Here is a 26,477-nt window from a genome sequence, read left to right as displayed (position 1 = left end):
GTCATGACTGCTAATCAACGACCGTTGGACGGCATCACTGTCGTCAGCCTGGAACACGCGATTGCCGCGCCGTTCTGCACCCGCCAGTTGGCCGATCTGGGCGCCCGTGTCATCAAGATCGAGCGCCCTGGTGCCGGTGACTTCGCCCGGGGTTACGACGAGCGCGTGCGTGGCCTGGCCTCGCATTTCGTCTGGACCAACCGCTCCAAGGAAAGCCTGACCCTGGACCTCAAGCAGGATGAGGCGGGCTATATTCTGGAACTCCTGCTGGCCGACGCCGACGTGCTGGTGCAAAACCTTGCCCCAGGCGCAGCGGCGCGCATGGGGTTGTCATTTGAAGCACTGCACGAGCGCTTTCCACGGCTGATCGTCTGCGACATCTCTGGCTATGGCGAGGGCGGCCCTTATGAGAAGAAAAAGGCCTACGACCTGCTGATTCAGAGCGAAGGCGGCTTTCTATCGGTCACCGGCGGCCCGGGCGATGACCAAATGGCCAAGGCCGGTTGCTCCATCGCTGATATCTCCGCCGGAATGTACGCCTACAGCGGCATTCTTTCGGCACTGCTGCTGCGGGGCAAAACCGGGAAGGGCAGTCGCATCGACGTCAGCATGCTCGAAAGCCTGGTGGAGTGGATGGGCTACCCGATGTACTACGCCTTCGACGGCGCTCCCCAGCCACCGCGTGCTGGAGCTGCCCATTCGACGATCTATCCCTACGGGCCGTTTCCCACCGGTGACGGCGGTACGGTGATGCTTGGTTTGCAGAACGAGCGCGAGTGGGCGGCGTTTTGCGACAAGGTCCTGCTGACACCAGAACTGACGGCTGACGAGCGATTCTCGGCGAACTTCAAGCGTTCGGCCAACCGCGAAGTGCTGCGCCAGATCATCGTCGACAGCTTCGCTCAATTGACGGCCGAAGCGGTGATCCAGCGTCTGGAAGACGCGCAGATTGCCAGTGCGCGGGTCAACGACATGCAGGGCGTATGGGACCACCCGCAACTCAAGGCCCGCGACAGTTGGCGTGAAGTCGACAGCCCGGCGGGCAAGTTGCCGTCCCTGCTGCCGCCGGCGCGCAATACGGCATTCACCCCAAGAATGGACGGCGTGCCGGGGCTTGGGCAGCACACCGAGGCGATTCTCAAAGGCCTGGGTTATTCGACCGAAACCCTGGAGCAATTAAGAGCATGGCGAGTCGTGTAGCCGCTGCGATGCCTGTAGCCGCTGTCGAGGTACGAGGCTGCGATGGGTTTGGTGCGGCATTCCGACGTAGCGGCCCCCGAGGGCGGTCCTGCGGACACGCATCGCAGCCTCGTGCCTCGGCAGCGGCTACAGCGTTCGAGATGATTAGAAGAAGGAATGTAGGTATGTCCCATCCAATTGTGCGCTCCGCGCTGTTTGTACCCGGCAGTCGCCCCGAGCGTTTTGCCAAGGCGTTGGCCAGCGGCGCCGACGCGGTGATTGTCGATTTTGAGGATGCGGTGGAAGAACCGCTCAAGCGCCAGGCACGAGACAACCTAGGGCTGTTTTTGCAGGCAACGCCGGTGGCACGTGTCTGGGTGCGGATCAATGCACCCGAGCATCCTGAGCATTTTGCCGACGTTGCGTTCTGCCAGGCGCATACCGGGGTGGCAGGCGTGTTACTGCCCAAAGTGGAAAGCGCCGCGCAGGTGGCGGTTGTGGCTGCGACGGGCAAAGCTATCTGGCCGATTATCGAAAGTGCGCGAGGCTTGCTGGCGGTGGCAGAAATCGCCCATGCGTCGCAGGTCGAGCGTCTTTCGTTTGGTGGTCTGGATTTGGCGCTAGACTTGAACCTGAGCAGCAACTCCCCGGCGGCGCAGTTTGCCCTGGACCAGGCTCGCCTGGCGCTGATCGTGCATTCCCGGGCGGCGGGGCTGGTGGCGCCGCTGGATGGCGTACACCCTGCCATCGACGACCCTGAAGGCCTGCGTCGCTCGATTCGGCATGCCTATGAAATGGGCTTCGCCGGAGCGCTGTGTATCCATCCCAAACAAGTGGCGGTGATCCACCAGGCCCTGGCCCCCAGTGCCGAGGACCTGGCCTGGGCGAAGCGGGTAGTGGAGGCCGGCGCCCATGGGGCCGGGGCTTATCAGCTGGACGGGCAGATGGTGGACGCGCCGGTGTTGCTGCGAGCCCAAAGGCTACTGGCAGCACAGATCTAAAAATGTGGGAGCGGGCTTGCTCGCGAATGCGGTGGATCAGTCAGTACAGGCAGTGACTGGTATATCGCATTCGCGAGCAAGCCCGCTCCCACATTAGATCTTCAGCGGTTGCCAGATTGGTGTTCGTCCACGCCGAACGCAGGTATCTAAAATTCGAAATTCTCTATACGCGTGACATCAGGCACCTTGCCCTATAACACAACAATAAGAAGGTGAATTCCATGCTCAAGCTTTCTCGGGCGCTGTTCTGCGCCGCCACCTTGTTTGCCGCGGGCCTGACCCAGGCGGCGGACCCGATTGTGATCAAATTCGCCCATGTGGTCGCCGAAAATACCCCCAAAGGCCAGGGCGCGCTGTTGTTCAAGAAGCTCGCTGAAGAGCGTCTGCCGGGCAGGGTCAAGGTAGAGGTCTACCCGAACTCGTCGCTGTTCGGCGATGGCAAGGAGATGGAAGCCTTGTTGTTGGGAGACGTGCAGATGCTCGCACCGTCCCTGGCCAAATTCGAGCACTACACCCAGCAGGTGCAGATCTATGACTTGCCATTCCTGTTCAACGACCTGGCCGCCGTCGACCGTTTCCAGGCTGCCCAGGGCAAGGCGCTGCTGACCTCGATGCAGGACAAGAACATCCTCGGCCTGGCCTATTGGCACAACGGCCTCAAGCAACTGTCGGCCAACAAGGCCTTGCGTGAACCCAAGGATGCTCGTGGCCTGAAGTTCCGCGTACAGGCTTCCAGCGTGCTGGAAGAGCAGTTCAAGGCGATCCGCGCCAACCCGCGCAAGATGAGTTTTGCCGAGGTCTACCAGGGCTTGCAGACCGGCACCGTCAACGGCACCGAGAACACTTGGTCGAACTATGAAAGCCAGAAGGTCAACGAGGTGCAGAAGTACTTCACCGAGTCCAACCATGGACTGATCGACTACATGGTGATCACCAACGCCAAATTCTGGAATGGTCTGCCACCGGACATCCGCACCTCGCTTGACCAGATCATGGTCGAGGTCTCGAAAGAGGTGAACAGACAGGCCGAAGCGCTGAACCAGTCGGCCAAGCAGAAGATCATCGACGCCAAGACCAGCGAAATCATCGAACTGACTCCGGAGCAACGCCAGCTCTGGCGCGAAGCCATGCGCCCGGTATGGAAGAAGTTTGAAGGTGAGATCGGTGCCGACCTGATTCAGGCGGCGGATCAGTCGAACCAGTGATGTGGGGGGAGCGCCGAGATTAAATGTGGGAGCGGCGGTGCGACGATTCGACTTGCTCGCGAAGGCGGTGTATCAGTCACCGGATACATCAACTGAAAGATCGTCTTCGCGAGCAAGTCGAATCGTCGCACCGCCGCTCCCACATTTGACCCGGTTACCCCCCCCCAAGCCTTGCACCTACCTATCTCTGCTTCGCGAGGTTTTGCCATGCAAACGCTAAGGCGCGTCTGGGAGCACCTGGAGGAAGGTTTTATCGCCTTCCTGCTGGCCGCCATGACCCTGGTGACTTTTGTCTACGTCATGCTCAACAACATCTACACCCTGTTCTTTTCCCTGGCCGACAAGTGGGCTTTCAGCAGCAACTTCTTCAACGCCTTGGGCGACGGCACCATGGTCTGGGCCCAGGACATGACCTGGAGCGTGGCCCTGACCAAGGCCATGTTCGGCTGGTTGATTTTCTTCGGGATCTCCTACGGTGTACGCACCGCCGGCCACCTGGGTGTCGACGCGCTGGTCAAGCTGACCGCGCGCCCGGTGCAGCGTGTACTGGGGATGCTGGCCTGCCTGTGCTGCCTGGCGTATGCGGGCCTGTTTATGGTCGCCAGTTACAAGTGGGTCAGTGCGGTGATGACTGCGCACATCGGCGCCGAAGACCTCGACAAGTTCGGGGTGGAGATCGGCGACATCGTGGTGATTGTGCCGATTGGCTTCGCCTTGGTGTTCATCCGCTACCTGGAAATCTTCTACCGCATCTTCACCCACCGACAAACCGGGCTGGGGCTGGCGGACGAAGCCGCTGAAGCCAGCAAGCTGGCGGGCAGCCATGAGGAGCGTCACTGATGGCCGTTCTATGTTTGTTTCTGTTGTTGTTTGTGTTCATGTTTCTCGGGGTGCCGATCGCGATTGCCCTGGGTTTGTCGGGGGCGGCGTCGATCCTGATGTTCAGCCCGGACTCGGTGAGTTCACTGGCAATCAAACTGTTTGAAACCTCGGACGCCTACACTTTCCTGGCGATTCCGTTCTTCCTGCTGTCCGGTGCTTTCATGACCACCGGTGGCGTGGCGCAACGGCTGATCGACTTTGCCAACGCCTGCGTCGGTCATATCCGTGGCGGCCTGGCGATTGCCGCAGTGCTGGCGTGCATGTTGTTTGCCGCGCTGTCGGGCTCATCGCCGGCCACGGTGGCGGCGGTGGGTTCGATCGCCGTCGCGGGAATGGTGCGCTCGGGGTATCCGAAGGAATTCGGCGCCGGGATCATCTGCAACGCCGGAACCCTGGGCATCCTGATTCCGCCGTCGATTGTGATGGTGGTGTACTCGGCGGCGACCGAAACCTCGGTGGGCAAGTTGTTCATGGCCGGGGTGATCCCGGGGCTGTTGCTGGGCCTGATGTTGATGATTGCGATCTACATTGTCGCGCGCATCAAGAAGCTGCCGGCACAGCCACGGGCCACGTTTCGTGAGTGGCTAACCTGCGCCCGTCGTGCGTTCTGGGGCTTGCTGTTGCTGGTGATCATCCTCGGTGGCATCTACAGCGGCATGTTCACCCCGACCGAAGCCGCGGCGGTGGCAGCGGTGTATTCGGCGTTTGTCGCGCTGTTTGTCTACAAGGACATGACGTTCAGGGACTGCCCGAAAGTGCTGCTGGAGTCCGGCCGGCTGGCGATCATGTTGATGTTTATCATCGCCAACGCCATGTTGTTCGCCCATGTACTGACCACCGAACAGATCCCCCAGCAAATCACTGCATGGGTGCTCTCCGAAGGCCTGACGCCCATTGGGTTTCTGATCATGGTCAACGTGGTGTTGCTGGTGGCGGGCAGCTTTATGGAGCCGTCAGCCATCGTATTGATCCTGGCGCCGATCTTCTTCCCGATTGCCATGAAGCTGGGCATCGACCCGATTCACCTGGGGATCGTGATGGTGGTGAACATGGAGATTGGCCTGGTGCACCCGCCGGTGGGGTTGAACCTGTTTGTGACGTCGGCGGTGACCGGCTTGACCCTCGGTCAGACCATCCGGGCGGCGTTGCCGTGGTTGATGATCCTGCTGGCGTTCCTGATTCTCGTCACGTATGTGCCGTTTATCTCGCTGGCGTTGCCGGAGTGGTTGGGGATGTAGCTTTCCATCGCACATATTCGGCCGGCATGCACACCGCACACGGCCGATAACCCGCGGCCATGGCCGTCGCTTCATCCAGGAAAAACACTCGATTCGCCACATAGCCGCCCTGTGCTAAAGCGCGCAGGGCGGCCGGGCAATCCAGCCGGCCGTAGAGCCGGCTTTTTTTATGCCCGCCGACAGTGCCGGGGCGTTCGCTGGAAAACGGCTGCCCCTGGCTATCGAGCAGTGTCCACTGACGGTCGGGCATTGATGAAAGGTCCTATTGATCCATGGCGCTCAAGATAGCGTGGGCGGCTTTCACTCGCTCGGCATTCGGGTAGTTCTTGTTCGCCAGAATCACGATGCCGATGCCTCTGCTGGGCACGTAGGCCACATAGGCGCCGAAGCCATTGGTGGCGCCGGTCTTGTTGGCCAGCGTATCGGCATGGGGTGGTTGCGGCGGGGTCAGCCAGGTGACCTTATGGGGCTCAAAGGCCATGGAGTTCGAGTTACCGGCAACCAAGGCATCCAGCTTGATCGGGTAAGGGTACATTTCCCAACCCAGGCCCTGGGTGGTGCCTTCGACCGTGTAGTAGCCGGTGTGGGTGGCTGCGATGGCTTGTTGCAGGGGTTTTTCCAGGTGGGCCGGGTTCATGTTCAGTTCAACATAGTGAATCAGGTCCGAGGTGCTGGTTTTGATCCCATAGGCTTCGCTGTCCAGGGCTCCCGGGCCTACGCGCGAGGGTTTGCCGTCCTTGTCATAGCCTTGGGCGTACAGGTTCATTTGCGACTTGGGCACGTTGATGTAGGTGTGCTTGAGGCCAAGTTTGGGCAGCAAGGTTTTTTCCATCAACTGGTCGAACGGTTGCCCCAGGCTTTGCGCCGCCAGGTAACCAAACAGGCCCAGGCTCGGGTTGGAATACAGGCGCTGAGTACCGGGAGCGAAATCGGGTTTCCAGTGTTGGTAGTAGCCGATCATCTTGTCGGTACTGTCAGCTTCCCGGGGGAATTGCAGGGGCAGGCCGCCCGCGGTGTAAGTGCCGAGGTTAAGCACGCTGATGTGATCAAACTTGCTGCCCCGCAGCGCAGGCAAGTACTGGCTGGCGGGGGCTTGCAGCTTCAATTTACCGGTGGCCTGGGCGTAACCCGCGAGGGTGGCGGCGAAGGTTTTGCTCACCGAGCCGATTTCAAACAGGGTGTTTTCGGTGACCGACTGCTGATCCTCTTTTGAGGCGACGCCGTAGTTAAAGTATTGCGCCTGACCGTTCTGCACAATCGCTACCGACAGGCCGGCGATGCCCTGTTGTTGCATCAGAGGTTTAACCGTTGCGTCTACAACCTGGCGAATGTCGTTGGCCGCCATACAGTTGCCTGCGCCGAGTAATAAGGCGAATATCGTGGCGCTGCGCACCCGAGACAAAGATTTTTCGTACATGATGATGTCGCTTCCATGAAGTGGATTCGTTGAATACCTGCACCGGCGCGGGCGTTGCAAATCTAGGCAGTTTGTCGCCATTGGGCAAACGACCATATCTCGGAACAGCCATTAGAAAAATTTGGATCAAACCATGCTCCGTTCACATCTGCCCCTCAATGCCTTGCGGGCCTTCGAGGCCTCGGCGCGCCATCTGAGCTTTACGCGGGCGGCCATCGAGCTGTGCGTGACTCAGGCTGCGGTTAGCCACCAGGTGAAAAGCCTGGAGGCACAGCTCAATGTCACCTTGTTCAAACGCCTGCCCCGGGGACTGATGCTCACCAGTGAAGGCGAAACGCTGCTGCCGGTACTGCGCGAATCCTTTGACCGTATCGCCCAGACCCTGGGCCGGTTTGAGGGCGGGCATTATCGCGAAGTCCTGACCGTCGGCGCGGTGGGGACGTTTGTTGTCGGTTGGCTGCTTCCACGTCTGCCGGACTTTCAGGCGCGTTATCCCTTTATCGACTTGCGCCTGTCCACCCACAATAACCGCGTCGACGTTGCCGCCGAGGGCCTGGACTATGCCATTCGCTTCGGGGCTGGTGCCTGGCACGGCACTGAGGCGTGCCAGTTGCTGGAGGCGCCGCTTACCGTGCTGTGCGTGCCGCAGATCGCCCGGCAATTGCAGACCCCCGCCGACCTGTTGAAGCACACCTTGCTGCGCTCCTACCGCGCCGATGAATGGACCCAATGGTTTCAGGCCGCCGGCTTGCCAGCCGATACGCTGGTGCCACGCAGCATCATCTTCGATTCGTCCCTGGCGATGATGGAAGCTGCGCAGCAAGGTGTGGGTGTGGCCCTGGCTCCGGCGATGATGTTTTCCCGGCAACTGGCGACCGACGTGATCCGGCAGCCGTTCGAGGTGGGTATCACCACGGGCAGTTACTGGCTGACGCGTTTGCAGTCGCGGGCTGAGACCTCGGCGATGCTGGCGTTCAAGGCGTGGTTGCAGGAGGTGAGTGGGTAGGGCGCTAAGCCAAGTATTTACGAAACCACCCCAACGTCCGCTCCCACGCCAGGTTCGCTGCCGCTTCGTCGTACCTCGGCGTCGAATCATTATGAAAACCGTGATTGGCGCCCTTGTAGATAAACGCTTCATAGGTGGTGCCAGCCGCCTTCAAGGCCTTTTCATACGCTGGCCAACCCTCATTGATCCGCGTGTCCAGTTCACCGTAATGCAACAGGATCGGTGCCTTGATCCGTGGCACATCCTTGGCGTCCGGCTGGCGTCCATAAAACGACACCGCCGCGCCCAATTCGGGATAGGCCACCGCCGCCGCATTGGTCACGCCACCGCCATAGCAGAAGCCCGTGATGCCGACCTTGCCGGTGCTGGCGTCGTGGTGCATCAGCCATTCGATAGCGGCGAAAAAGTCGTTCATCAGCTTTTCAGGATCGACTTTCTGCTGCAGTTCCACGCCTTTTTCATCATTGCCTGGGTAGCCACCCACCGAAGTCAGGCCATCGGGAGCCAGGGCGAGAAAGCCGGCCTTGGCCAGGCGCCGGGCGACGTCTTCGATATACGGGTTGAGGCCACGGTTTTCGTGCACGACCACCACGGCGGGGATTTTCCCGCTGGTTTTGGCTGGACGCACCAGGTAGCCGCGCACGGTGCCGTTGCCCTTGGGCGAGGGGTAGGTGATGTAGTCGGCGACGATGTCCGGGTCGGTGAATTTCACCTGCTCGGCCAGGGCGTAGTTCGGGCTCAAGGCTGCGAGCAGCGCCGAGGCTGTCAGCCCACCAAAGGTGAACAGTGCAGCTCGGTCCAGGAACTCGCGGCGGTTGAGCTTGCCGTGGGCGTAGCCGTCGTAGAGTTCCAGCAGCTCAGGGGCGAAGTCTTTGGCGGTCAGACGAGTCATCGGTGTGCTCCTTGTAGCCGCCGCCGAGGTACGAGGCTGCGCTGGAGTGCGAAGCGACCCTCGGGGGCGGTCCTGCGGACACGCATCGCAGCCTCGTACCTCGACAGCGGCTACGGGTTTTTTGCGAGTTTAAAGTTTGTGGGCGGCGGCTGCCAACTGTCCGGTATCGACCCGCACAAAAATCGAATCGCCAATCGCCGTGAGCACGTCACCGGCGTACACCTCGCAGACCACGCGGCTCTTGCGCCCGACTTCACCCTCAACCTTTGCCCGCAAGGTCAGCAGCACGCCCATGGGCGTCGGCTTGATGAACTTGATGCCCAGGTTGCCGGTGACGCAGTCGATGCGCGGCAGGCTGCCCGGCTCGCGGTTTTCAGCCCGGTAGTGGTAGGCCATAGCGGTCCAGTTGGAGTGGCAGTCAACCAGCATCGCGATCAGTCCACCATAGACCAGGTCGGGCCAGCCGGAGTATTTGCCGTCGGGTAGATGTTCGGCGATGACGTGGATACCGTCTGCATCCCAGCGGCTTTGGATATGCAATCCATGCGGGTTGCTGCCACCGCAGCCGTAGCAAATGCCTTCAGGGGCGGCGGTGTCCTGCAATGAAAGGGTATGCATCGGGGATCCTTATTGTTCTGGGGCAGCTAACCTGCGTTAGAGGTCACGAGCCTAATGCCAGATGCCGGAATAAATCCAGTGCTCACCCTTTGCCCTTGCGGAGAACTTCATGAGTCGCCGATTTTTACCTTCTGCCGCATTGGTTACTCTCTTTGCCCTGTGCAATGCACAGGCCGTGGAATACACCTACGTCAATCCGGCCGCCAGTACCATCAGCTTCACCTATGACCAGATGGGACGGCAGGTGTACGGCACCTTCGGCCAGTATGAGGCGGCCCTGGATTTTGATACGCAAAATCCTGCTGCTTCCCGCGCTGTACTGAAGATCCAACTGTCGAGCATTGATGCCGGCAGCAGCGATGCGAACACCGAACTGACCAAGCCCGGCTGGTTCGACATGGCGACGTTTCCGGTGGGTACCTTTGAATCGACGCGCGTCACCGACTTGGGAGGCAACCTTTACCTGTTCAGCGGCAACCTGACCCTCAAGGGGCAGACCCGGCCGGTCGATGTGCAGGTAGCCCTCAAGGAGCAGGGCGGTATCGGCGTGTTTGATGGCGAGCTTGTGCTCAAGCGTGCCGAGTTCAATATCGGTGCGGGGGAATGGGCAGACAGCGCGGTGTCCAATGCAATCACCATCAAGTTCAAGATCGTCGCGCCGCAGCGTTGAATAAGGTGCTACCGAGCGAACCTCTTCGCCCCGGCCACGCACAGAATCACCGCCACAGTGACCGCCAGCATGCCCGGGCTGACGCGTTCATGGAGCAGAGTCGCCGCCAGCGCCAGGCCGAAGAACGGTTGCAACAACTGCAACTGGCCGACAGCAGCAATGCCACCCTGGGCCAATCCGCGATACCAGAACACAAAGCCGATCAGCATGCTGAACAGCGACACATAGGCAAGGCTCAACCAGGCCGGCAGGCTGATGCCCGAGAATGAAGCGGGCATCAGCAGCAAGGTCAGCGGTGCCACCACCGGTAATGACACCACCAGTGCCCAGCAGATCACTTGCCACCCGCCGAGGGTCCGGGACAGCTTTGCCCCTTCGGCATAACCCAGGCCGCACGCCAGTATCGCCAGCAACATCAGCAGGTCGCCGGCGGGGGCCGCGCTCAACCCTTGGGAAACCGCATAGCCCATCACCAGCAGGCTGCCCAGTATCGAGAACAGCCAGAACACCGGCCGGGGGCGCTCGCCACCGCGCAGCACGCCGAACACAGCAGTGGCCAAGGGCAGCAGGCCGACAAACACGATGGAATGAGCGGAGGTCACGTATTGCAACGCCAGTGCCGTCAGCAGTGGAAAGCCGATCACTACTCCCAGCGCAACGATGATCAGCGGTACCCGTTGATGGCGGGCAGGGCGTTTTTCCTTGAACAGCCACAGCAGGCACAGCGCCAACAGCGCGGCGATGGTCGCTCGAGCCACGGTCAGGAAAATTGGATTGAATTCCAGCACCGCCAAGCGGGTCGCCGGCAGTGAGCCGCTGAAAATCACCACGCCGATAAAACCATTGATCCAGCCGCGGGTGTTGTTGTGTTCCAGGGCATTCAGGGGGGCGGTACGTTCCATGAGAGGCAGGCTCGATAAGGATGGGTTGCATCTTGGGCATCCTATGATCGAAGATTAAGACAATCAAAAAATTGTCATGGATACGCCGCCTATGCCTCGCGCCCGCTACAAGTCGCTGGTCGATACCTTCGCCAGGGACATTCGCTCCGGAAGCCTGGCGCCCGGTACGCGCTTGCCGACGCACCGGCAGTTGGCGAGCACTTACGGCTTGGCATTGGTCACGGCCAGCCGGGTGTATACCGAGCTTGCGGCCATGGGGTTGGTCAGCGGCGAAACCGGTCGCGGGACCTTTGTGCGGGAGATAACGCTGTCGCCGGGGCAGGGGATCTTGCAGGTCGCCGTGGCGGCCGGCATGATCGATCTCAACTTCAACTACCCATCGTTACCCGGTCAGGCCGACCTGCTGCGCACCGCGTTGCGGCAGTTGGCGTTGTCTGGCGATCTGGAGTCGCTGTTGCGCTATCAACCCCATGGCGGGCGGGCGCATGAACGGGCTGCAGTGGCGCGTCACCTGCGCAGCCGGGGGCTGACGGTCCTGGGCGAGCAAGTGCTGATGGTCAGCGGCGCCCAGCATGGCCTGGCGGTGGCGATGATGGCGTTGCTCAAGCCCGGTGATGTGGTGGCGGTGGATGGGCTGACCTACTCGGGCTTCAAGGTGCTGGCCGAGGCGCTGCACCTTGAAATCGTCGCCCTCCCGGTCACGGCGGCAGGCCCTGACCTTGGCTTTCTGGAAGACCTTTGCCGCCGGCGCAAGGTGCGCGCGGTATACAGCATCCCGACCCTGCATAATCCCCTGGGCTGGGTGTTGGGCATCGAGCAGCGTCAGCAGTTGGTGACGATCGCCCGCCAGCACGACCTGATCCTTATCGAAGATGCGGCCTATGCCTTCCTGGCAGAGGACGCGCCGCCACCGCTGGCGGAGTTGGCACCGGAACGCACGGTGTACATTTCAGGGCTGTCCAAGAGCGTCGCCACCGGTTTGCGTGTTGGCTTCGTGGCTGCGCCCCTTCAATGGGTGCACGCGTTGGAGCGCACCATCATGGCGACTGTCTGGAACGCGCCCGGGGTGATGACGGCCATCGCCGTTGCCTGGATCGAAGACGGCACCGTCCTGCAACTGGAAGCGCAAAAGCGCAAGGATGCTCAGGCGCGTCAGGCGCTGGCGGATGAAGTGCTGGCCGGGCTGGATTACATTCGCCATCCATCTTCGTATTTTCTGTGGCTGCCGTTGCCGGAAGATGCCCGCGCGGATCAGTTCGCCATGGCGCTGACCCGGGAGAATATTTCAGTGTCCACCGCCGAGCCGTTTGCGACGACGGTGCATGTGCCCCATGCGCTTCGCCTGGCGCTGGGCTCGGTGGAGATGGCAGTGCTGCGCGAGGCGTTGATCAAGGTGCGACGGTTGGTGGCGTGGTGAGCGAGTTTGCCCCGTGGGCACGGACTTGGTTTGTAGCCGCTGCCGAGGCACGAGGCTGCGATGCGGGCCGCAGGACCGCCCTCAGGGCCACCCCTTTCAAGGTCTTTGAGAATGCAGCCAAATAGGGTTGAAACATCCAGCTCAGGCCAGTGAAGATCAACTGTGGGAGTTGTCGAGCTTTAGCGAGGCTGCGATAGCGGCGGGTCAGGCACCTTCAATGTTGGCTGTGCCGACGTCATCGCAGCCTCGCTAAGGCTCGACAACTCCCACAAGGGTTTACGGCGCCGGTTAGATCTTCATTCCTGGCCTGATGCGACTGACTTTTCAAAGACCTTGAAAGGGCTGGCCCTCAGGGCCCGCTTGAACCCATCGCAGAGCGGCTACAGAAACAGTGTGCTCAGAACTTGAACGCCTGCCGCCCAATCAGCAGCCATTGGCCTTTTTGCTTCTGCCAGACCTGAAAGTTCTCGATCTCGGTCGGTACTTCTACGCCGCTGTTAACCGCCTGCGCCGAGAAGTGATTGCGCACCAGGGCAGTGTCGCCGTTCAGAGTAATGGTTTGTTTCTGCATTTCCAGGGTCTTGAAGCCGCTGCGGCCGGTTTCGATATCGGCGATGAATGCCTGCTTGTTCTGGATCTTGCCGCTGGAGTGGCCGTAGGTGAGGTTGTCCGCAGTGAGGGCCTGAAGCTGGGGGATGTTTTTGTGCAGCATGGCTTGAGTCAGGTGGTCGACGGCCTGGGCGACATCCTTGTCGGCAGCGGCCGGGCTGGCGACCACATAGCCGCTGAACAGGCACAGAAAACCGATCATCACTTTGACATTTTGCATGGGAATTTCCTTTTTGTTATGGGGGACGCACGGACAAGGCGGACTTTGCGAGTGTCAGCTTTCATGTCATCGTACAACATTGCAATAACTGCCTATAAAAAGGAAAGTGAAATTTACCATTCCTGCTAAAATCCCAGATATTTGTGAGTAAATCATCTTGTACGATGTCTCATCACAAGTTAAAAATGGCGCCCCCGTCTAACAATAAATAACGGAGACCCATCATGAATTTTGCCCCTTCGTCCCACTCGACGGATAACAGCCGCCGGCTGTTTCTCAAGCGAACCCTGGCGGTATCGGCAACGGTCGCAGTACTCGGCAACCTGCCTCGGCTGGCCCAGGCCGAGCCGCTGAGCCAACGCTACCCGGACCCGTTGATCAAGATTCTCGACGACAGCTTCCTCGACCTCAGGTTGTTCAATGCCAGCGTGGAGCGGCTTGCTACTGGTTTACGCTGGGCGGAGGGCCCGGTGTGGGTAGGCGACGGGCGTTACCTGTTGGTCAGTGATATTCCCAATAACCGCATCATGCGTTGGGATGAAGTCACCGACAGTCTGTCGGTGTATCGGGCACACTCGAATTTTTCCAACGGCATGTGCCGCGATCGTCAGGGTCGACTATTGGTCTGCGAAGGTTCGACCACGTCGGGGGAAGGTCGCCGTATTACCCGCACCGAACACAACGGCAGCATTACCGTGCTGGCCGACAGTTTTGACGGCAAGCCTTTCAACTCGCCCAATGACATCGTGTGCAAGCGCGATGGTTCGGTATGGTTCAGCGACCCGCCGTTCCAGACCGGCAACAACTACGAGGGGCACAAGGTCACGCCCACCCAGCCTCACGGCGTGTATCGCATTGACGGTGACAGCGGCAAGGTCAGCCGGGTGATCGACGACCTCAACGGACCCAACGGTCTGTGTTTTTCTCCGGATGAAAAGATCCTCTATGTGGTAGAGGGACGAGCCAAACCCAACCGACTGATCTGGGCGATCAACGTCAATGACGATGGCAGCCTCGGTGCACGCCGCAAGCACATCGAAGGCCTGGATTACGCTGCCATCGACGGCATGAAGTGTGACGAAAGTGGCAACCTCTGGTGCGGCTGGGGCGGCAATGGCGACCCCAAGGCCGACCTGGAAAAACTCGATGGCGTGCGGGTGTTCAACCCTGAGGGCAAGGCTATCGGCCACATCTCATTGCCGGAGCGTTGCCCCAATTTATGTTTCGGGGGGAGGGAAGGCAACCGGCTGTTCATGGCCGGCAGCCATTCGGTGTATGGGTTGTTTGTGAACACCCGGGGCGCCACCTTTGCCGATTGAGTGAGCCCGTTGTTCAGATTTGCGCGAGGGCCTGTGCCAGATCCTTGCGCAGGTCTTCCACGTCTTCCACGCCCACTGACAAACGCACCAGGCCATCGCCAATACCCAGCTGCGCACGCGTTTCGGCGGGGATGCTGGCGTGGGTCATGATCGCCGGGTGTTCGATCAGGCTTTCAACGCCGCCGAGGCTTTCAGCCAGGGCGAAGATCTGTACGTTTTCGAGGAAACGCTTGGCCCCGGCCAGGTCGCTTTTCAGGTCCACGGAAATCATCCCGCCGAACCCGCGCATTTGCCGGCGTGCCAGTTCGTGCTGAGGGTGTGACGCAAGGCCCGGGTAGTAGACCCGCGCTACTTGCGGCTGTTGCTCCAGCCAGGTCGCCAGCTCCAGGGCATTACTGCAATGACGCTCCATGCGTAGAGCCAAGGTCTTCACGCCGCGCAGGGTGAGGAACGCGTCAAAGGGCCCGGCGATGGCACCCACGGAGTTTTGCAGGAAGCCCAGGCGCTCGGCCAACTCCGGGTTCTGCCCGACGACCGCGATACCGCCGATGACATCCGAATGGCCGTTCAGGTACTTGGTGGTCGAGTGCACCACGATATCGAAACCCAGCTCCAGCGGGCGCTGGATCCACGGGCTGGCAAAGGTGTTGTCAGCCACGCAGATGATGCCCCGGGCACGACAGATGCGGGAGATGGCCGCGAGATCTGTAAGGCTCAGCAAAGGATTGCTCGGCGTCTCGACCCAGACCATCCGCGTGTCGTCCTGCAATGCCGCTTCAAAGGCCGCCACATCGCTCAGGTCGACGAAGCTGAAGCGATGCCCGGCGCTGCGTTGGCGCACCTTGTCGAACAGGCGGAACGTGCCGCCGTACAGGTCATTGCCCGAGACCACGTGGGCGCCGGCATCCAGCAGTTCCAGCACGGTGGAAATCGCCGCCAGGCCGGAGGCAAACGCGAAGGCCTGGGTGCCGCCTTCGAGGTCTGCCACGCAGCGCTCCAGGGCAAAGCGCGTGGGGTTGTGGGAGCGCCCGTAGTCGAGGCCCTTGTGTACGCCGGGGCTCTGTTGCAGGTAAGTGGAGTTGGCATAGATCGGCGGCATCAGCGCCCCGGTCGTCGGGTCCGGCGACTGCCCCGCATGGATGACACGGGTGGCAAAGGCGGTTTTATCGTGCTGACTCATGCAAGGGATCTCCGTAAGTGATTGAGCAGATCGACGCGGGTAATCAGGCCATGGAAGCCTGAGTCGTCGGCGATGATTGCCACCAGCCCGCGATCCAGTTCCGCCTGCAGTTCAGCCAGGCTGGCGCTGGGCGCGAGGGTTTGCAGGGTGTTGGTCATGGCGCTGGCCACGGTCATGTGAAAGTGCGAGGCATCCTGGTGCATGCCCAGCAAGATATCCGATTCGTCAATCACGCCTACCAGGCGCTGGCCGTCCACCAGCACCGGCAGTTGCGAGACATCTGCCAGGCGCATGCGCTGGAAGGCGGTGAGCAGCGTATCGTCCGGGCCGACGCTGATCACTCGGCCATCCTCGAAGCGTCGGGCAATCAAATCGCGCAGGTCGCCGTAGTGCTTGTACTGGAGCAGGCCCTGGTCGTTCATCCATTGGTCGTTGTAGACCTTGGACAGGTAGCGGGTGCCGGTGTCGCAGACAAAGGTCACGACGCGTTTTGGCTCAGTCTGCTCGCGGCAGTAACGCAGGGCCGCCGCCAGTAGGGTACCGGTGGAAGACCCCCCGAGAATACCTTCGGCCCGCAGCAGTTGCCGGGCATGGTCGAAGCTTTCTTCATCGCTGATGGAGTAGGCCTGGCGCACGCTGGACAGGTCGGCAATCGAGGGGATGAAGTCTTCACCGATGCCTTCTACCGCCCAGGAACCCGGCGTGCCGAGCGTGCCGCTGCGGCTGTATTCGGCCATCACTGAGCCGACCGGATCGGCCAGCACCATGGCCAGGTCCGGTTGCACGCGCTTGAAGAATCGGGTCAGCCCGGTCAGGGTGCCGGCCGAACCGACGCCGACCACGATGGCATCCAGGTCATGCTGGGTCTGCGCCCAGATTTCCGGAGCTGTACTGGTTTCGTGGGCCAGCGGGTTGGCCGGGTTGTTGAATTGATCGGCGAAGAATGAATCCGGAATTTCCTGCGCCAGCCGCGCCGCGACGTCCTGGTAATACTCTGGATGGCCCTTGCCGACATCGGAACGGGTGATGTGCACCTCGGCGCCCATGGCCTTGAGGTGCAGGACTTTTTCGGTGGACATCTTGTCCGGAACCACCAGCACCACCCGATACCCCTTGGCCCGGCCCACCAGGGCCAGGCCCAGGCCGGTATTACCGGCGGTGGCTTCAATGATGGTACCGCCAGGACGCAGGCGGCCATCGCGCTCGGCGGCGTCGATCATCGCCAGACCGATGCGGTCCTTGATCGAACCGCCAGGGTTCTGTGATTCAAGCTTGAGGAACAGCGTGCAGGGGCCGGTATCGAAGCGGCTGACGCGTACCAGCGGCGTATTGCCGATCAGTTCGAGCACGGCGGGGCGGGAGTTTTGAGGCATGTCGTCACCTTGCTACGGGGCAGTCGTATTTGGATGGACAGCGGGATGCGAGTGCAGGTTGCAACTGCATTGTCTGGAACATAGGCCGGTATTGCGCCAGCTGCAACCGATTGCAGGCAATCGGTAGTGCTGGCGCCAGACCACTAGGCGTGTGCCGGTTCTTTGCTGTGGACCAACTCGCTCAAGACGCTCCGCAAGCGCTGCTCTACGGCCTCACTGGCACGTTGCATCGGTGCTCGTAATTCGCTGGCGATCAGACCTTCAAGGGCCAGCGCGGTTTTTACCGGGGCTGGATTGGGTTCGATAAACAGGCTCTGGATCAATGGCAGCAGTTGGAAAAACGTCGCTCGCCCAGCCGCCAGTTGGTTGTCGCGAATCTGCTGGTATAGCGCCACGAACCGCTCGGGGTGAATGTGTGCCGACGCCGCAATCGCCCCCGTCGCACCGAGGCACAGGGCATTGAAGATCTGATGGTCTTCGCCGCACAACACGTCGACATGGCCACTGGTCAGCAGCGCCAGGGTGTTGGCGGGGTTGCCGCCACAATCCTTGATCGCGACGATTCGCTCGTGGGTGACGATGTTCAGCAGAGTGGTCTGCTCGAAGGCGATGCCGGTGCGATACGGGATGTCATACAGGATGATCGGCACGCTGGACGCATCGGCGACGGTCTTGAAAAATGCTTCAAGCCCCGCCTGAGATGGTCGGATGTAGCTCGGTGGCGGCACCAACAGCCCGGCCAGTGGGCGCTTTAGAATCTCGCTCTGAAATTGCATCAGCTCCGTCAGGTTGTTGCCAGACAGGCCCATCACCACCCGGTGTGCCGGCACCAATTTCAGCACGGCATCCAGTACCGCCAGTTGCTCGTGTTTACCCAGCGACGCGCCTTCGCCTGTGGTCGTGCAGACCATGATCCCGGCCACGCCGTGTTCCAGCAAATGGCTGACCAGACGGCGCAACCCGACGAAGTCGATCGCACCGTGATGAAACGGCGTGACGACGGGAATCCAGATACCTTGAAACGATGACATGCGTGTTCTCCTGAAGGTTGACCGATTTCGTCACCGTCAGAAGGGCAGAGGGGATAAGCAGAAGGAGGGTGTCCGTCGCGCTCAATGTCCTGTCAGCTCATCTGACGGGACAGCGCGCCCCGGTCACATGAGCGACTGTTTCTTCGATTTGAGGGCGTGCGCAACGCAACCTTGCGCCTTGGCAATCAAGCCAATGACGGAAAAGTTGGAGGCAGACGTTGCAGACATGTTTAGACACACCCGGGACAATGTGGCCATATTCGTGGGGCGATGGTGGCTGTGTCAAGTATCAGCATGGCATGCTGCGCTTGCCCATCCTTAGACGCTCGTAGGGAAACATATATGGATTTTGACTGGCACAGCGACGTGATCACCCGCAGCACTGAAGTTTCCCGGCACTATAAAAATACGCAGAACGTACGCCGATTCATGCTTGAGCACTGCGGTGCCGCGTTCAAGTTCGACCGGGCCTTCATGGCCTGGATCCGCAACGGTATGCCCAAGACCATGGGCGATATCGTTGACGAGTGGAAGCAACGTCAGGAGCGTTGAGGCCCAGCCTCCAGATTCCGGCGTGTGTCTTCGTCCATCAGTTTGCGCATGGCGGTAAACAGCGGAGGCAGGCTGGTATAGCGCCGCCCATAATCCAGGTTGAATTCAAAATCAAAGTTGGACGGGTTGTTGCCTTGATTGTGCTGAAACATGGTTTCCAACTTGTCGAAGGTTTTGACCGCCAGGGCTTCCGGGGACGAAGCTTGCTCGTATTCATCCCACAGCGACAGGATGCCTTCGCGTACTGATGCGTCCAGTGTTCTCGGTTATTTAACCGGCAGATTGGCAAAGTAATCGACATCCAGCAGGTAGGTTTTACCCAGCAACTTTCCTGCACCATACCAAGGTGTTCGGTTAAAACTCAGGTTCAGCCCGTCGTATCCGAACTCAAAAAGATAGCCGTTGTTGCTGGTGAACTTGAAGTCGCTGTCGGAGTACTCAACTAGCGTGTACTGGACATTCTGCCCCTGCGCATAGAGTTCCTTGACCCGCTGTAGGTACAAAGGGGCTATGTCGGTGAACTGTGTTTTGGCCTGCTGATTGTATTGCTCCAGCGTCAGGCCCGGGGTCTTCTCCAGTCGGGTGGCAATCAGCGCGAAGAAATCAGCGTCCGCCTTGGCGACAGCCAATTGTATGCCGAGGAAATAGTTAAGTTTTTGCGGGTCGACGTTGAGTTTTTTCTTGCCCGAAGCAGGCGCGGTGGTTGCCTCGACCATGAACTCAGCGGTTTTTGGCACACTCATCACTGAGGTGGCGATGTAGGCCGCACACGCAGTGATGCGTCGTGACATATCCGGGTCGACCAGTAATGACAGCGGGTGGCCTTGTTGAGGTACCCGGCTCAGGTCAATGCCTTGCTGCAAAAGGTTCTGAGCCACTTGCTGCTGAGTGCTTTCGCCCCGAGCCAGCGCACAGACCTGGTTCATCATCAATTCATTGCGCTGGCCATCGGGCATCGGCACCAGCGCCATGACGGCACCCTGAATAATCGGGAGTGCCGGCAGTGCTACGCCTTGCGAGGTTTTCGTGGTGGCGGTGTGAGCGCTGTTATCGCAGCCGACAAGCAATACCAGAGGGAGGATCCAGCCAGACATTTTGAACAACGCCATAGGGTAGTAGCCTTGTGCTGATGTGGAAAAGACAGGCTGCACGGGTGCAGCCTGTTCGTCAGGTACTAAGCAATGCGCTCACTTACCACTGGTAGCCGACGCCAATGCCAATCCCAGCGTCGCCTTGAGTGTTGGTGGTGGCCTGGAGTTTGCTGACCCAGCGGCCGTTATCGGAGATTCTCGACACGCCAAATGACAGCGCTGATTGCCCGCGATAGTTGGCTGCAGCGATCGACGTCATACTCGCTCCGGGTGAGTAGGGTTGTGGCAGACTCGCCATTGCCATAGCGCCAGCGATCCCCGCGCTCAAGGTGTCGTCCTGTTTCTTCAGGTCGCGCTTGAGTTCGGAGTAACGCTGGTCAGTGTAGGCGTTAGCGTTGTTAGTGATGTTCGACACGCTTTTATTGAGCTGATCGAAGTTCACGGCGTCAGTGCCTTGGGTGGCGGCGGCCACATTGGTGATCTGCCGTTCGCTGCCCACTGAGCCGACCGAGACGGCGTTGTCACGGCTCGCCACCGAGTTGGCACCCAGTGCCGTGCTGTTGCTCCCCGTGGCGCTGGCGCCGTTACCCATGGCCACCGAATTCGCTCCGGAAGCCTTGGCATTGGTGCCGACTGCTGCGCTGTTGTTGCCGGAAGCCACCGAGCCGGCACCACCGGCCACCGCATTGGTACCGGTGGCGGAAGGTTTGGCGGCGGTACTGGTGTTGTTCACCTGGAACATGCCGTCGGTGCCGTTCTGTACCTTGGAGACATTGCCTTCGACCTGAGTGACACGGTTATCCACGGCCGTGATGTTGCCCGCGATGTTATTGACGTTGGTGTTGATGGTGTTCAGCGAGTTGTCGGTGTACTGCTTGGACTCGGCCACCGCGCCATCAAGTTGCCGTACGTTGACCGCATCCGTGGCTTGCTGGCCATCGGCAACGTTGCTGACGGTGCGGGTCTGGCCGGTGGCGGCATTGCCCACCGAAACAGTACCCGCACTGGCGTTACTGGCGTTGGAGTATTTGCCGGTGTAGTTCTCTGCACCGCGGCCGTTGTCGCTTGAGCCTTGACCGACGGCTACGCTGCCATCGGCACTGGCCGTGGCGCCATTGCCCGCCGCCACCGCCCCGACGCCGCTTGCCTGCGCCCCATTGCCTGAGGCCACCGACGCAGTTCCCGAAGCTTGCGCACCGTTGCCTGAGGCCACCGCGCCATTACCCGAGGCATTGGCATTGCCGCCGATCGCCACCGAGTCGGCACCGCCGGCCACCGAGTCAGGCTGGGTGGAGTTGGCGTGGAAGTACTTCACGCCGCCGCCGTTGGTAATGTTGTTGATGTTGCCCTCAATGGTCGTGACTCGCCCACCGAGGCTGGTGATGTTGGTGGTGTTTTGCGCCACTTGGTCACCCACCGCCGTCAGTTGTTCCACGTTCACCGCATCGTTCGGCGCCGAGCCGGCCGCCACGCCGGTGATCTTGCGATTACCCAGCGCCGTGCCGATGCCCAATTCGCCGACCGAAGTCTGCGGCGCGCTGAGACCGTAAGCGCTGTAGCCGCTCTGGGCACCCACCGTAGTGACCGAATTGGAACCCAGCGCGATGCTGGTGGCTTGACTGGCCACGGCACCGGCGCCGAGTGCCAGCGACTGTGCGCCTTGAGCTTGGGCATCGACGCCGATAGCAACACCGGAAGTCGCCAACACTTTGCTATTGCGACCTACCGCAATACCATCCGGCGCGGCCTGGTCAACGCTGGCCTGGTTACCGATACCGATACCGTTGTCACCACTGACCACGGTACCGCCGCCCACGGCCACGGCTTCCAGACCTACCGCCTGGGAGTCGGCGCTGGTCGAATTGGCGTGGAAGTACTTGATGCCCGCACCGTTGGCAATGTTGGTGATGTCGCCCTCAATGGTGGTGACCCGCCCGCCGAGGTTGGTGATGCTGGTGGTGTTTTGTGTCACCCGGTCGCCGACGGTTGTCAGTTGTGCCACATTCACTGCATCGTTCGGCGCTGAGCCGCCCGCCACGCCGGTGATCTTGCGATCACCCAGCGCGGTACCAATCCCCAATTCGCCGACCGAAGTCTGTGGGGCGCTGAGGCCGTAAGCGGTGTAGCCGTTCTGGGCACCGACCGTGGTGACCGAGCTTGAACCCAGCGCGATGCTCGTGGCTTGACTGGCCACCGCACCCGCGCCGAGTGCCAGCGACTGTTCACCCTGGGCCTCGGCTTGGGAGCCGATGGCAATGCCGGAGGCCAGCAGGACCTGGGTATTGCGACCAATCGCGATGCCGCCAGCGGCGGCCTGCCCGACGGTGGCCTGGTTGCCGATACCGATACCGTTATCGCCATTGACCACGGTGGCCGGGCCTACGGCAATCGACTCTTGCCCCACGGACAGGGAGTCTTGCGGATTGGTCGAGTTGGCGTGGAAGTACATCGTGCCGGTGGCGCTGATCGAACCGATCGCACCGGTCAGTTGGCGTAACGTCACGGCATCCTGGGAACTGGTACCGTCCGCCACGTTGGTGAGTTGCCGGTACTCGCCGGTTTTACCCAGCGACACCGCGCCCAATAAGGTCGCGTCGGAGGTGTCGTAGCGAATGGCACCATTGCCCACTGGGATCAAACCCGTGGCGGGCGCGATGGCACGGTCCGAGACCGAGCCTTGGCCCAGCGCCACACCGCCCAGCACTTGCACGCTGGTCTGGTTACCCAGGGCCACGCCGCCGGCGGTAGTCGCGGAAGCTCCTGCGCCGGCGGCGAAGGATTGCGCGCCACCCGCTACCGATTGTGGACCAATGGCCACGCTGTCGATGCCCGTTGCGGCGCTATCAGCCAAGGTCGAATTGGCATGGAAATACTTGATCCCCGTCCCATTGTTGACGATGTTGTTCACCGAAGTGCCAAGGCCATCGACGGCTGTATTTGTCGCAAACAGTTGGCTGCCGTTGACCGCATCGGTGCTGGTGCCTGTGACTTGGCCTGCCGCGACATTGGTGATCTGGCGTTCATTGCCCGCACTGCCCACACTCAAGACGCCTGTCGGTGCGCCTCCCGCATAGGTGTAGGCCGTGCCATTGATCGTGCCGCCGGTGGTGGCATTAGCCGCGGCAGTGGTTGCGCCGCTGCCCAGGGCTATCGAGTTGGCGGTGCCTGCCGTGGCCCCGTTGCCCAAGGCCATGGCATTGGTTGCCGTGGCGCTCGCGCTAGGGCCGACAGCCACGCTGTCGGTGCCGGTGGCGGTGCTGTCGGCCAGGGTCGAGTTAGTGTGGAAGTACTTGATGCCTGCGCCGTTGACGATGTTGTTCACCGAAGTACCCAGCCCATCGACGGCCGTATTGGTGGCGAACAATTGGCTGCCGTTGACGGCATCGGTGCTGGTGCCGGTGATCTGGCCCGCCGCCACATGGGTAATTTGCCGTTCATTGCCCGCACTGCCCACACTCAAGACACCGGTCGGTGCGCCTCCCGCATAGGTGTAGGCCGTGCCGTTGACCGTGCCGCCGGTGGTGGCATTAGCCGCGGCAGTGGTTGCACCGCTTCCCAGCGCTACCGAGTTGGCGGTGCCTGCCGTGGCACCGTTGCCCAAGGCCATGGCATTGGTTGCCGTTGCGCTCGCGCTAGGGCCGACAGCCACGCTGTCGGTGCCGGTGGCGGTGCTGTCGGCCAGGGTCGAGTTAGTGTGGAAGTACTTGATGCCTGCGCCGTTGACGATGTTGTTCACCGAAGTGCCAATGCCATCGACGGCGGTATTTGTCGCAAACAGTTGGCTACCGTTAACCGCATCGGTGCTGCTGCCCGTGACTCGGCCTGCCGCCACGTTGGTGATCTGGCGTTCATTGCCCGCCGATCCCAGGCTGAGCACACCAATCGGTGCGCCGCCGGCATAGGTGAAGGCCGTGCCGTTGATCGTACCGCCAGCGGTGGCGTTAGCCGCGGCGGTGGTGGCGCCGCTGCCCAGGGCTACCGAGTTGGCGGTGCTCGCCGTGGCTCCGTTGCCCAGGGCCATGGCGTTGCTTGCTGTAGCACTGGCGGTCGGGCCGACAGCCACACTGTTGATCCCGCTGGCGGTGCTGTCGGCCAAGGTCGAGTTAGTGTGGAAGTACTTGACGCCCACACCGTTGTTGACGATGTTGTTGAGTGTTGTGCCGACGCCATTGACCGCCGTGTTGGTAGCGAACAGCTGGCTGCCGTTGACCGCGTCGGTGCTGGTGCCTGTGACTCGGCCTGCCGCCACATTGGTGATCTGGCGTTCATTGCCCGCTGTTCCCAGGCTGAGGACACCAATCGGCGCACCGCCGGCATAGGTGTAGGCCGTGCCGTTGATCGTACCGCCAGCGGTGGCGTTGGCCGCTGCCGTGGTCGCGCCACTGCCCAGGGCCACCGAGTTGGCAGTGCCCGCCGTGGCAGCGTTACCCAGGGCCATGGCGTTAGTCGCTGTAGCACTGGCAGTCGGGCCGACGGCCACGCTGTTGGTGCCGGTGGCGGTGCTGTCGGCCAGGGTCGAATTAGCGTGGAAGTACTTGATACCTGCGCCGTTGTTGACGATGTTGTTCACCGAAGTACCCAGACCGTCGACGGCGGTATTCGTGGCAAACAGTTGGCTACCGTTAACCGCATCGGTGCTGGTACCCGTGACTCGACCTGCCGCCACGTTAGTGATCTGGCGTTCATTGCCCGCCGATCCCAGGCTGAGCACACCAATCGGTGCACCGCCGGCATAGGTGAAGGCCGTGCCGTTGATCGTACCGCCAGTGGTGGCGTTGGCCGCTGCCGTGGTCGCGCCACTGCCCAGGGCCACCGAGTTGGCAGTGCCCGCCGTGGCGCCGTTACCCAGTGCCATGGCGTTAGTCGCTGTAGCATTGGCGGTCGGGCCGACGGCCACGCTGTTGGTACCGGTGGCGGTGCTGTCCGCCAGGGTCGAGTTAGCGTGGAAGTATTTGATGCCGGCACCATTGGTCACGATGTTGTTGAGTGTCGTGCCCACGCCATTGACCGCTGTATTGGTGGCGAACAATTGGCTGCCGTTGACCGCATCGGTGCTGGTGCCCGTGACTTGGCCGGCCGCCACGTTAGTAATTTGCCGTTCATTGCCCGCCGTCCCCAGGCTGAGCACACCAATCGGTGCGCCGCCGGCATAGGTGTAGGCCGTGCCGTTGATCGTACCGCTGGTGGTGGCGTTAGCCGCAGCGGTGATTGCGCCACTGCCCAGGGCTACTGAGTTGGCAGTTCCCGCTGTGGCACCGCTGCCCAGGGCCGTGGAATTGGTTGCCGTGGCTTTCGCGTTTGGACCGAACGCTGACGAATTGTCGGCATCCGCTGACGCGCTGGTGCCAAAGGACGCGGCATTGAGACCCAGCGCTTCGGCGTTGTAACCCATTGAAGTGGAGTTATCGCCATTAGCCCACGAATCGCGGCCAATCGAAACCGCCCGCTGTCCAAGGGCCTGTGTATTGCTGGCACCAATGGCGATGGCATCCGCGCCGGTTGCGGTGGGTTTGAAGCTGCTGTTCGTTGCCCCCGTGCCCCCGATCGCGATACTGCCGTCGCCTGCCGCTGATGTATTGCCCACCGAGATCGATCGTATGCCGGTCGCCGAAGAGTTGGCACCCAGGGCCGAGCTTTGGGCGGCAGCGGCGGAGGCGTTGCTGCCGACAGCGGTCGAGGTGGCGCCATTGGAGACGGCCGACGGGCCCACCGCCACACTGTCGACGCCGACAGCGCTTGAGTCAGCGGCGGTCGAATTGGCATGGAAATACTTGATGCCCGCACCGTTGCTCACGATGTTGTTGAGCGTGGTACCGACGCCATTGACCGCCGTGTTGGTGGCGAACAACTGGCTGCCGTTGACCACATCGGTGCTGGTGCCCGTGACACGGCCCGCCGCTACGTTAGTGATTTGCCGTTCGTTACCCGCCGTGCCCAGGCTGAGGACGCCAATCGGTGCGCCGCCGGCATAGGTGTAGGCCGTGCCGTTGATCGTACTGCCAACGGTGGCGTTAGCCGCAGCCGTAGTCGCGCCGCTGCCCAGGGCCACCGAGTTGGCAGTGCCCGCCGTGGCGCCGTTGCCCAGAGCCATGGCATTAGTCGCTGTAGCATTGGCAGTCGGGCCGACAGCCACGCTGTTGGTGCCGGTGGCGGTGCTGTCGGCCAGGGTCGAATTAGCGTGGAAGTACTTGATGCCTGCGCCGTTGTTCACAATGTTGTTGAGCGTGGTGCCGACGCCATTGACTGCCGTGTTGGTGGCGAACAGTTGGCTGCCGTTGACGGCATCGGTGCTGGTGCCCGTGACGCGACCTGCCGCCACGTTGGTGACCTGGCGCTCGCTACCCGCAGCACCGACACTGAGTACCCCGCCGGCCACGGGCGCCGCGCCTGCAAAGTTATAAGTCGTGCCATTGATCATGGCACTCGCGGTAGGCGTTGAGGCGGCGATGGTGGAGTTGTTCCCCAGCACAACAGAGCCATCAAGCCCAGTGGGTATTGTAATGTTGTTGCCCAGTGCAAAGGCATTGTTAGACACGATCGTGTTGTTGTTGCCCAAGGAGTACGAGTTAGCACCTGACACCGTGCTGGGGTCACCAATGGCGCCGGAATTATTGCCGCTGACAGTATTCCCAAGTCCAATGCTGATGCTCGCAGTCCCCGTCGCCTTGGCACCTC

The 26,477-nt window shown here is 61.2% G+C and carries 22 protein-coding genes; 10 read left to right on the top strand and 12 right to left on the bottom strand.

What is annotated here, in order from left to right:
• Positions 1 to 3: 3 nt before the first annotated feature.
• From J7E41_RS09175 to dctM, 5 genes are all read left to right on the top strand, one after another.
• Positions 4 to 1,200 (top strand): CaiB/BaiF CoA transferase family protein, encoded by a 1,197-nt coding sequence (locus tag J7E41_RS09175; RefSeq protein WP_214991940.1) that lies wholly within the window; start codon positions 4 to 6, stop codon positions 1,198 to 1,200.
• Between the two features lie 164 nt (positions 1,201 to 1,364).
• The gene (locus J7E41_RS09170) at positions 1,365 to 2,180 is read left to right on the top strand and encodes an HpcH/HpaI aldolase/citrate lyase family protein (RefSeq protein WP_214991938.1); all 816 of its coding nucleotides are present in this window, start codon (positions 1,365 to 1,367) and stop codon (positions 2,178 to 2,180) included.
• Positions 2,181 to 2,401: 221 nt separating this feature from the next.
• Positions 2,402 to 3,385 carry a TRAP transporter substrate-binding protein gene (locus tag J7E41_RS09165; RefSeq protein ID WP_214991937.1) on the top strand — a complete coding sequence of 328 codons (984 nt, stop codon included), beginning with the start codon at positions 2,402 to 2,404 and terminating at the stop codon, positions 3,383 to 3,385.
• 207 nt (positions 3,386 to 3,592) lie between these two features.
• The gene (locus tag J7E41_RS09160) at positions 3,593 to 4,225 is read left to right on the top strand and encodes a TRAP transporter small permease (protein WP_214991935.1); all 633 of its coding nucleotides are present in this window, start codon (positions 3,593 to 3,595) and stop codon (positions 4,223 to 4,225) included.
• The gene (dctM, locus tag J7E41_RS09155; RefSeq protein ID WP_214991932.1) at positions 4,225 to 5,505 is read left to right on the top strand and encodes a C4-dicarboxylate TRAP transporter large permease protein DctM; all 1,281 of its coding nucleotides are present in this window, start codon (positions 4,225 to 4,227) and stop codon (positions 5,503 to 5,505) included. The genes J7E41_RS09160 and dctM overlap by 1 nt, the downstream gene beginning before the upstream one ends.
• Here dctM and J7E41_RS09150 read toward each other — a convergent pair.
• Positions 5,468 to 5,755 (bottom strand): Ada metal-binding domain-containing protein, encoded by a 288-nt coding sequence (locus J7E41_RS09150; protein WP_214991925.1) that lies wholly within the window; start codon positions 5,753 to 5,755, stop codon positions 5,468 to 5,470. The genes dctM and J7E41_RS09150 overlap by 38 nt on opposite strands.
• 12 nt (positions 5,756 to 5,767) lie before the next feature.
• Positions 5,768 to 6,922, bottom strand: a complete 1,155-nt coding sequence (ampC, locus tag J7E41_RS09145; protein ID WP_214991923.1) for a class C beta-lactamase — start codon at positions 6,920 to 6,922, stop codon at positions 5,768 to 5,770.
• Positions 6,923 to 7,055: 133 nt separating this feature from the next.
• Here ampC and J7E41_RS09140 point away from each other — a divergent pair, with 133 nt between their 5' ends.
• Positions 7,056 to 7,928: a LysR family transcriptional regulator gene (locus tag J7E41_RS09140; protein WP_214991921.1), complete on the top strand. Its 873-nt coding sequence runs from the start codon at positions 7,056 to 7,058 to the stop codon at positions 7,926 to 7,928.
• A 4-nt stretch (positions 7,929 to 7,932) separates the two neighbouring features.
• On the opposite strand, the gene yghX is transcribed toward J7E41_RS09140, so the two are convergent.
• Both yghX and J7E41_RS09130 read right to left on the bottom strand, forming a co-directional pair.
• Positions 7,933 to 8,820: a YghX family hydrolase gene (yghX, locus tag J7E41_RS09135; RefSeq protein ID WP_214991919.1), complete on the bottom strand. Its 888-nt coding sequence runs from the start codon at positions 8,818 to 8,820 to the stop codon at positions 7,933 to 7,935.
• A 129-nt stretch (positions 8,821 to 8,949) separates the two neighbouring features.
• A complete protein-coding gene (locus J7E41_RS09130) occupies positions 8,950 to 9,438 on the bottom strand; it encodes a PaaI family thioesterase (RefSeq protein WP_214991917.1) in 489 nt (162 codons plus the stop codon).
• 109 nt (positions 9,439 to 9,547) lie between these two features.
• Between J7E41_RS09130 and J7E41_RS09125 the strand changes: the two genes are divergently transcribed.
• Positions 9,548 to 10,108 carry a YceI family protein gene (locus J7E41_RS09125; RefSeq protein WP_214991916.1) on the top strand — a complete coding sequence of 187 codons (561 nt, stop codon included), beginning with the start codon at positions 9,548 to 9,550 and terminating at the stop codon, positions 10,106 to 10,108.
• 8 nt (positions 10,109 to 10,116) lie between these two features.
• Here J7E41_RS09125 and J7E41_RS09120 read toward each other — a convergent pair whose 3' ends face one another.
• Positions 10,117 to 11,010, bottom strand: coding sequence for a DMT family transporter (locus J7E41_RS09120; RefSeq protein ID WP_214991915.1), 894 nt, complete (start codon positions 11,008 to 11,010; stop codon positions 10,117 to 10,119).
• Positions 11,011 to 11,101: 91 nt separating this feature from the next.
• Between J7E41_RS09120 and J7E41_RS09115 the strand changes: the two genes are divergently transcribed.
• Entirely contained in the window at positions 11,102 to 12,427 is a 1,326-nt protein-coding gene (locus tag J7E41_RS09115; protein ID WP_214991914.1) for a PLP-dependent aminotransferase family protein, read from the top strand.
• Positions 12,428 to 12,824: 397 nt separating this feature from the next.
• Here J7E41_RS09115 and J7E41_RS09110 read toward each other — a convergent pair whose 3' ends face one another.
• Positions 12,825 to 13,256: a nuclear transport factor 2 family protein gene (locus tag J7E41_RS09110; protein ID WP_214991912.1), complete on the bottom strand. Its 432-nt coding sequence runs from the start codon at positions 13,254 to 13,256 to the stop codon at positions 12,825 to 12,827.
• Positions 13,257 to 13,480: 224 nt separating this feature from the next.
• Between J7E41_RS09110 and J7E41_RS09105 the strand changes: the two genes are divergently transcribed.
• On the top strand, positions 13,481 to 14,575 hold the full coding sequence (locus J7E41_RS09105) for an SMP-30/gluconolactonase/LRE family protein (RefSeq protein ID WP_214991910.1): 1,095 nt from the start codon (positions 13,481 to 13,483) through the stop codon (positions 14,573 to 14,575).
• Positions 14,576 to 14,588: 13 nt separating this feature from the next.
• On the opposite strand, the gene J7E41_RS09100 is transcribed toward J7E41_RS09105, so the two are convergent.
• The 3 genes from J7E41_RS09100 to dapA all read right to left on the bottom strand — a co-directional run bounded on the left by J7E41_RS09100 (position 14,589) and on the right by dapA (position 18,159).
• Entirely contained in the window at positions 14,589 to 15,755 is a 1,167-nt protein-coding gene (locus J7E41_RS09100; RefSeq protein WP_214991908.1) for a cystathionine gamma-synthase, read from the bottom strand.
• A complete protein-coding gene (locus tag J7E41_RS09095) occupies positions 15,752 to 17,128 on the bottom strand; it encodes a pyridoxal-phosphate dependent enzyme (RefSeq protein ID WP_214991906.1) in 1,377 nt (458 codons plus the stop codon). The genes J7E41_RS09100 and J7E41_RS09095 overlap by 4 nt, the downstream gene beginning before the upstream one ends.
• A gap of 143 nt (positions 17,129 to 17,271) precedes the next feature.
• The gene (dapA, locus tag J7E41_RS09090) at positions 17,272 to 18,159 is read right to left on the bottom strand and encodes a 4-hydroxy-tetrahydrodipicolinate synthase (RefSeq protein WP_214991905.1); all 888 of its coding nucleotides are present in this window, start codon (positions 18,157 to 18,159) and stop codon (positions 17,272 to 17,274) included.
• A 342-nt stretch (positions 18,160 to 18,501) separates the two neighbouring features.
• Between dapA and J7E41_RS09085 the strand changes: the two genes are divergently transcribed.
• Positions 18,502 to 18,711 carry a DUF6434 domain-containing protein gene (locus J7E41_RS09085; RefSeq protein ID WP_214991904.1) on the top strand — a complete coding sequence of 70 codons (210 nt, stop codon included), beginning with the start codon at positions 18,502 to 18,504 and terminating at the stop codon, positions 18,709 to 18,711.
• Here J7E41_RS09085 and J7E41_RS09080 read toward each other — a convergent pair.
• The 3 genes from J7E41_RS09080 to J7E41_RS28315 all read right to left on the bottom strand — a co-directional run bounded on the left by J7E41_RS09080 (position 18,699) and on the right by J7E41_RS28315 (position 26,337).
• On the bottom strand, positions 18,699 to 18,968 hold the full coding sequence (locus J7E41_RS09080; protein WP_214992179.1) for an HD domain-containing protein: 270 nt from the start codon (positions 18,966 to 18,968) through the stop codon (positions 18,699 to 18,701). The genes J7E41_RS09085 and J7E41_RS09080 overlap by 13 nt on opposite strands.
• A gap of 9 nt (positions 18,969 to 18,977) precedes the next feature.
• Positions 18,978 to 19,682: a hypothetical protein gene (locus J7E41_RS09075; protein WP_214991903.1), complete on the bottom strand. Its 705-nt coding sequence runs from the start codon at positions 19,680 to 19,682 to the stop codon at positions 18,978 to 18,980.
• A 220-nt stretch (positions 19,683 to 19,902) separates the two neighbouring features.
• Positions 19,903 to 26,337 (bottom strand): YadA-like family protein, encoded by a 6,435-nt coding sequence (locus J7E41_RS28315; protein WP_214991902.1) that lies wholly within the window; start codon positions 26,335 to 26,337, stop codon positions 19,903 to 19,905.
• Positions 26,338 to 26,477 lie beyond the last annotated feature (140 nt).

This window comes from Pseudomonas fluorescens (genome assembly GCF_018614655.1).
GTDB lineage: Bacteria > Pseudomonadota > Gammaproteobacteria > Pseudomonadales > Pseudomonadaceae > Aquipseudomonas > Aquipseudomonas fluorescens_BX.
This window is presented reverse-complemented; position numbering and strand designations above follow the sequence as displayed.

What these genes read in the sequence shown, in the direction of transcription:
- J7E41_RS09100 (WP_214991908.1), bottom strand. Translation starts at nt 15,755, where the DNA reads ATGAGTCAGCACGATAAAACCGCCTTTGCCACCCGTGTCATCCATGCG.
- J7E41_RS09160 (WP_214991935.1), top strand. Translation starts at nt 3,593, where the DNA reads ATGCAAACGCTAAGGCGCGTCTGGGAGCACCTGGAGGAAGGTTTTATC.
- J7E41_RS09140 (WP_214991921.1), top strand. Translation starts at nt 7,056, where the DNA reads ATGCTCCGTTCACATCTGCCCCTCAATGCCTTGCGGGCCTTCGAGGCC.
- dapA (WP_214991905.1), bottom strand. Translation starts at nt 18,159, where the DNA reads ATGTCATCGTTTCAAGGTATCTGGATTCCCGTCGTCACGCCGTTTCAT.
- J7E41_RS09175 (WP_214991940.1), top strand. Translation starts at nt 4, where the DNA reads ATGACTGCTAATCAACGACCGTTGGACGGCATCACTGTCGTCAGCCTG.
- J7E41_RS09165 (WP_214991937.1), top strand. Translation starts at nt 2,402, where the DNA reads ATGCTCAAGCTTTCTCGGGCGCTGTTCTGCGCCGCCACCTTGTTTGCC.
- J7E41_RS09110 (WP_214991912.1), bottom strand. Translation starts at nt 13,256, where the DNA reads ATGCAAAATGTCAAAGTGATGATCGGTTTTCTGTGCCTGTTCAGCGGC.
- yghX (WP_214991919.1), bottom strand. Translation starts at nt 8,820, where the DNA reads ATGACTCGTCTGACCGCCAAAGACTTCGCCCCTGAGCTGCTGGAACTC.
- J7E41_RS09075 (WP_214991903.1), bottom strand. Translation starts at nt 19,682, where the DNA reads ATGGCGCTGGTGCCGATGCCCGATGGCCAGCGCAATGAATTGATGATG.
- J7E41_RS09150 (WP_214991925.1), bottom strand. Translation starts at nt 5,755, where the DNA reads ATGCCCGACCGTCAGTGGACACTGCTCGATAGCCAGGGGCAGCCGTTT.
- J7E41_RS09170 (WP_214991938.1), top strand. Translation starts at nt 1,365, where the DNA reads ATGTCCCATCCAATTGTGCGCTCCGCGCTGTTTGTACCCGGCAGTCGC.
- J7E41_RS09125 (WP_214991916.1), top strand. Translation starts at nt 9,548, where the DNA reads ATGAGTCGCCGATTTTTACCTTCTGCCGCATTGGTTACTCTCTTTGCC.
- J7E41_RS09095 (WP_214991906.1), bottom strand. Translation starts at nt 17,128, where the DNA reads ATGCCTCAAAACTCCCGCCCCGCCGTGCTCGAACTGATCGGCAATACG.
- J7E41_RS09120 (WP_214991915.1), bottom strand. Translation starts at nt 11,010, where the DNA reads ATGGAACGTACCGCCCCCCTGAATGCCCTGGAACACAACAACACCCGC.
- J7E41_RS09130 (WP_214991917.1), bottom strand. Translation starts at nt 9,438, where the DNA reads ATGCATACCCTTTCATTGCAGGACACCGCCGCCCCTGAAGGCATTTGC.
- J7E41_RS09115 (WP_214991914.1), top strand. Translation starts at nt 11,102, where the DNA reads ATGCCTCGCGCCCGCTACAAGTCGCTGGTCGATACCTTCGCCAGGGAC.
- ampC (WP_214991923.1), bottom strand. Translation starts at nt 6,922, where the DNA reads ATGTACGAAAAATCTTTGTCTCGGGTGCGCAGCGCCACGATATTCGCC.
- J7E41_RS09105 (WP_214991910.1), top strand. Translation starts at nt 13,481, where the DNA reads ATGAATTTTGCCCCTTCGTCCCACTCGACGGATAACAGCCGCCGGCTG.
- dctM (WP_214991932.1), top strand. Translation starts at nt 4,225, where the DNA reads ATGGCCGTTCTATGTTTGTTTCTGTTGTTGTTTGTGTTCATGTTTCTC.
- J7E41_RS09085 (WP_214991904.1), top strand. Translation starts at nt 18,502, where the DNA reads ATGGATTTTGACTGGCACAGCGACGTGATCACCCGCAGCACTGAAGTT.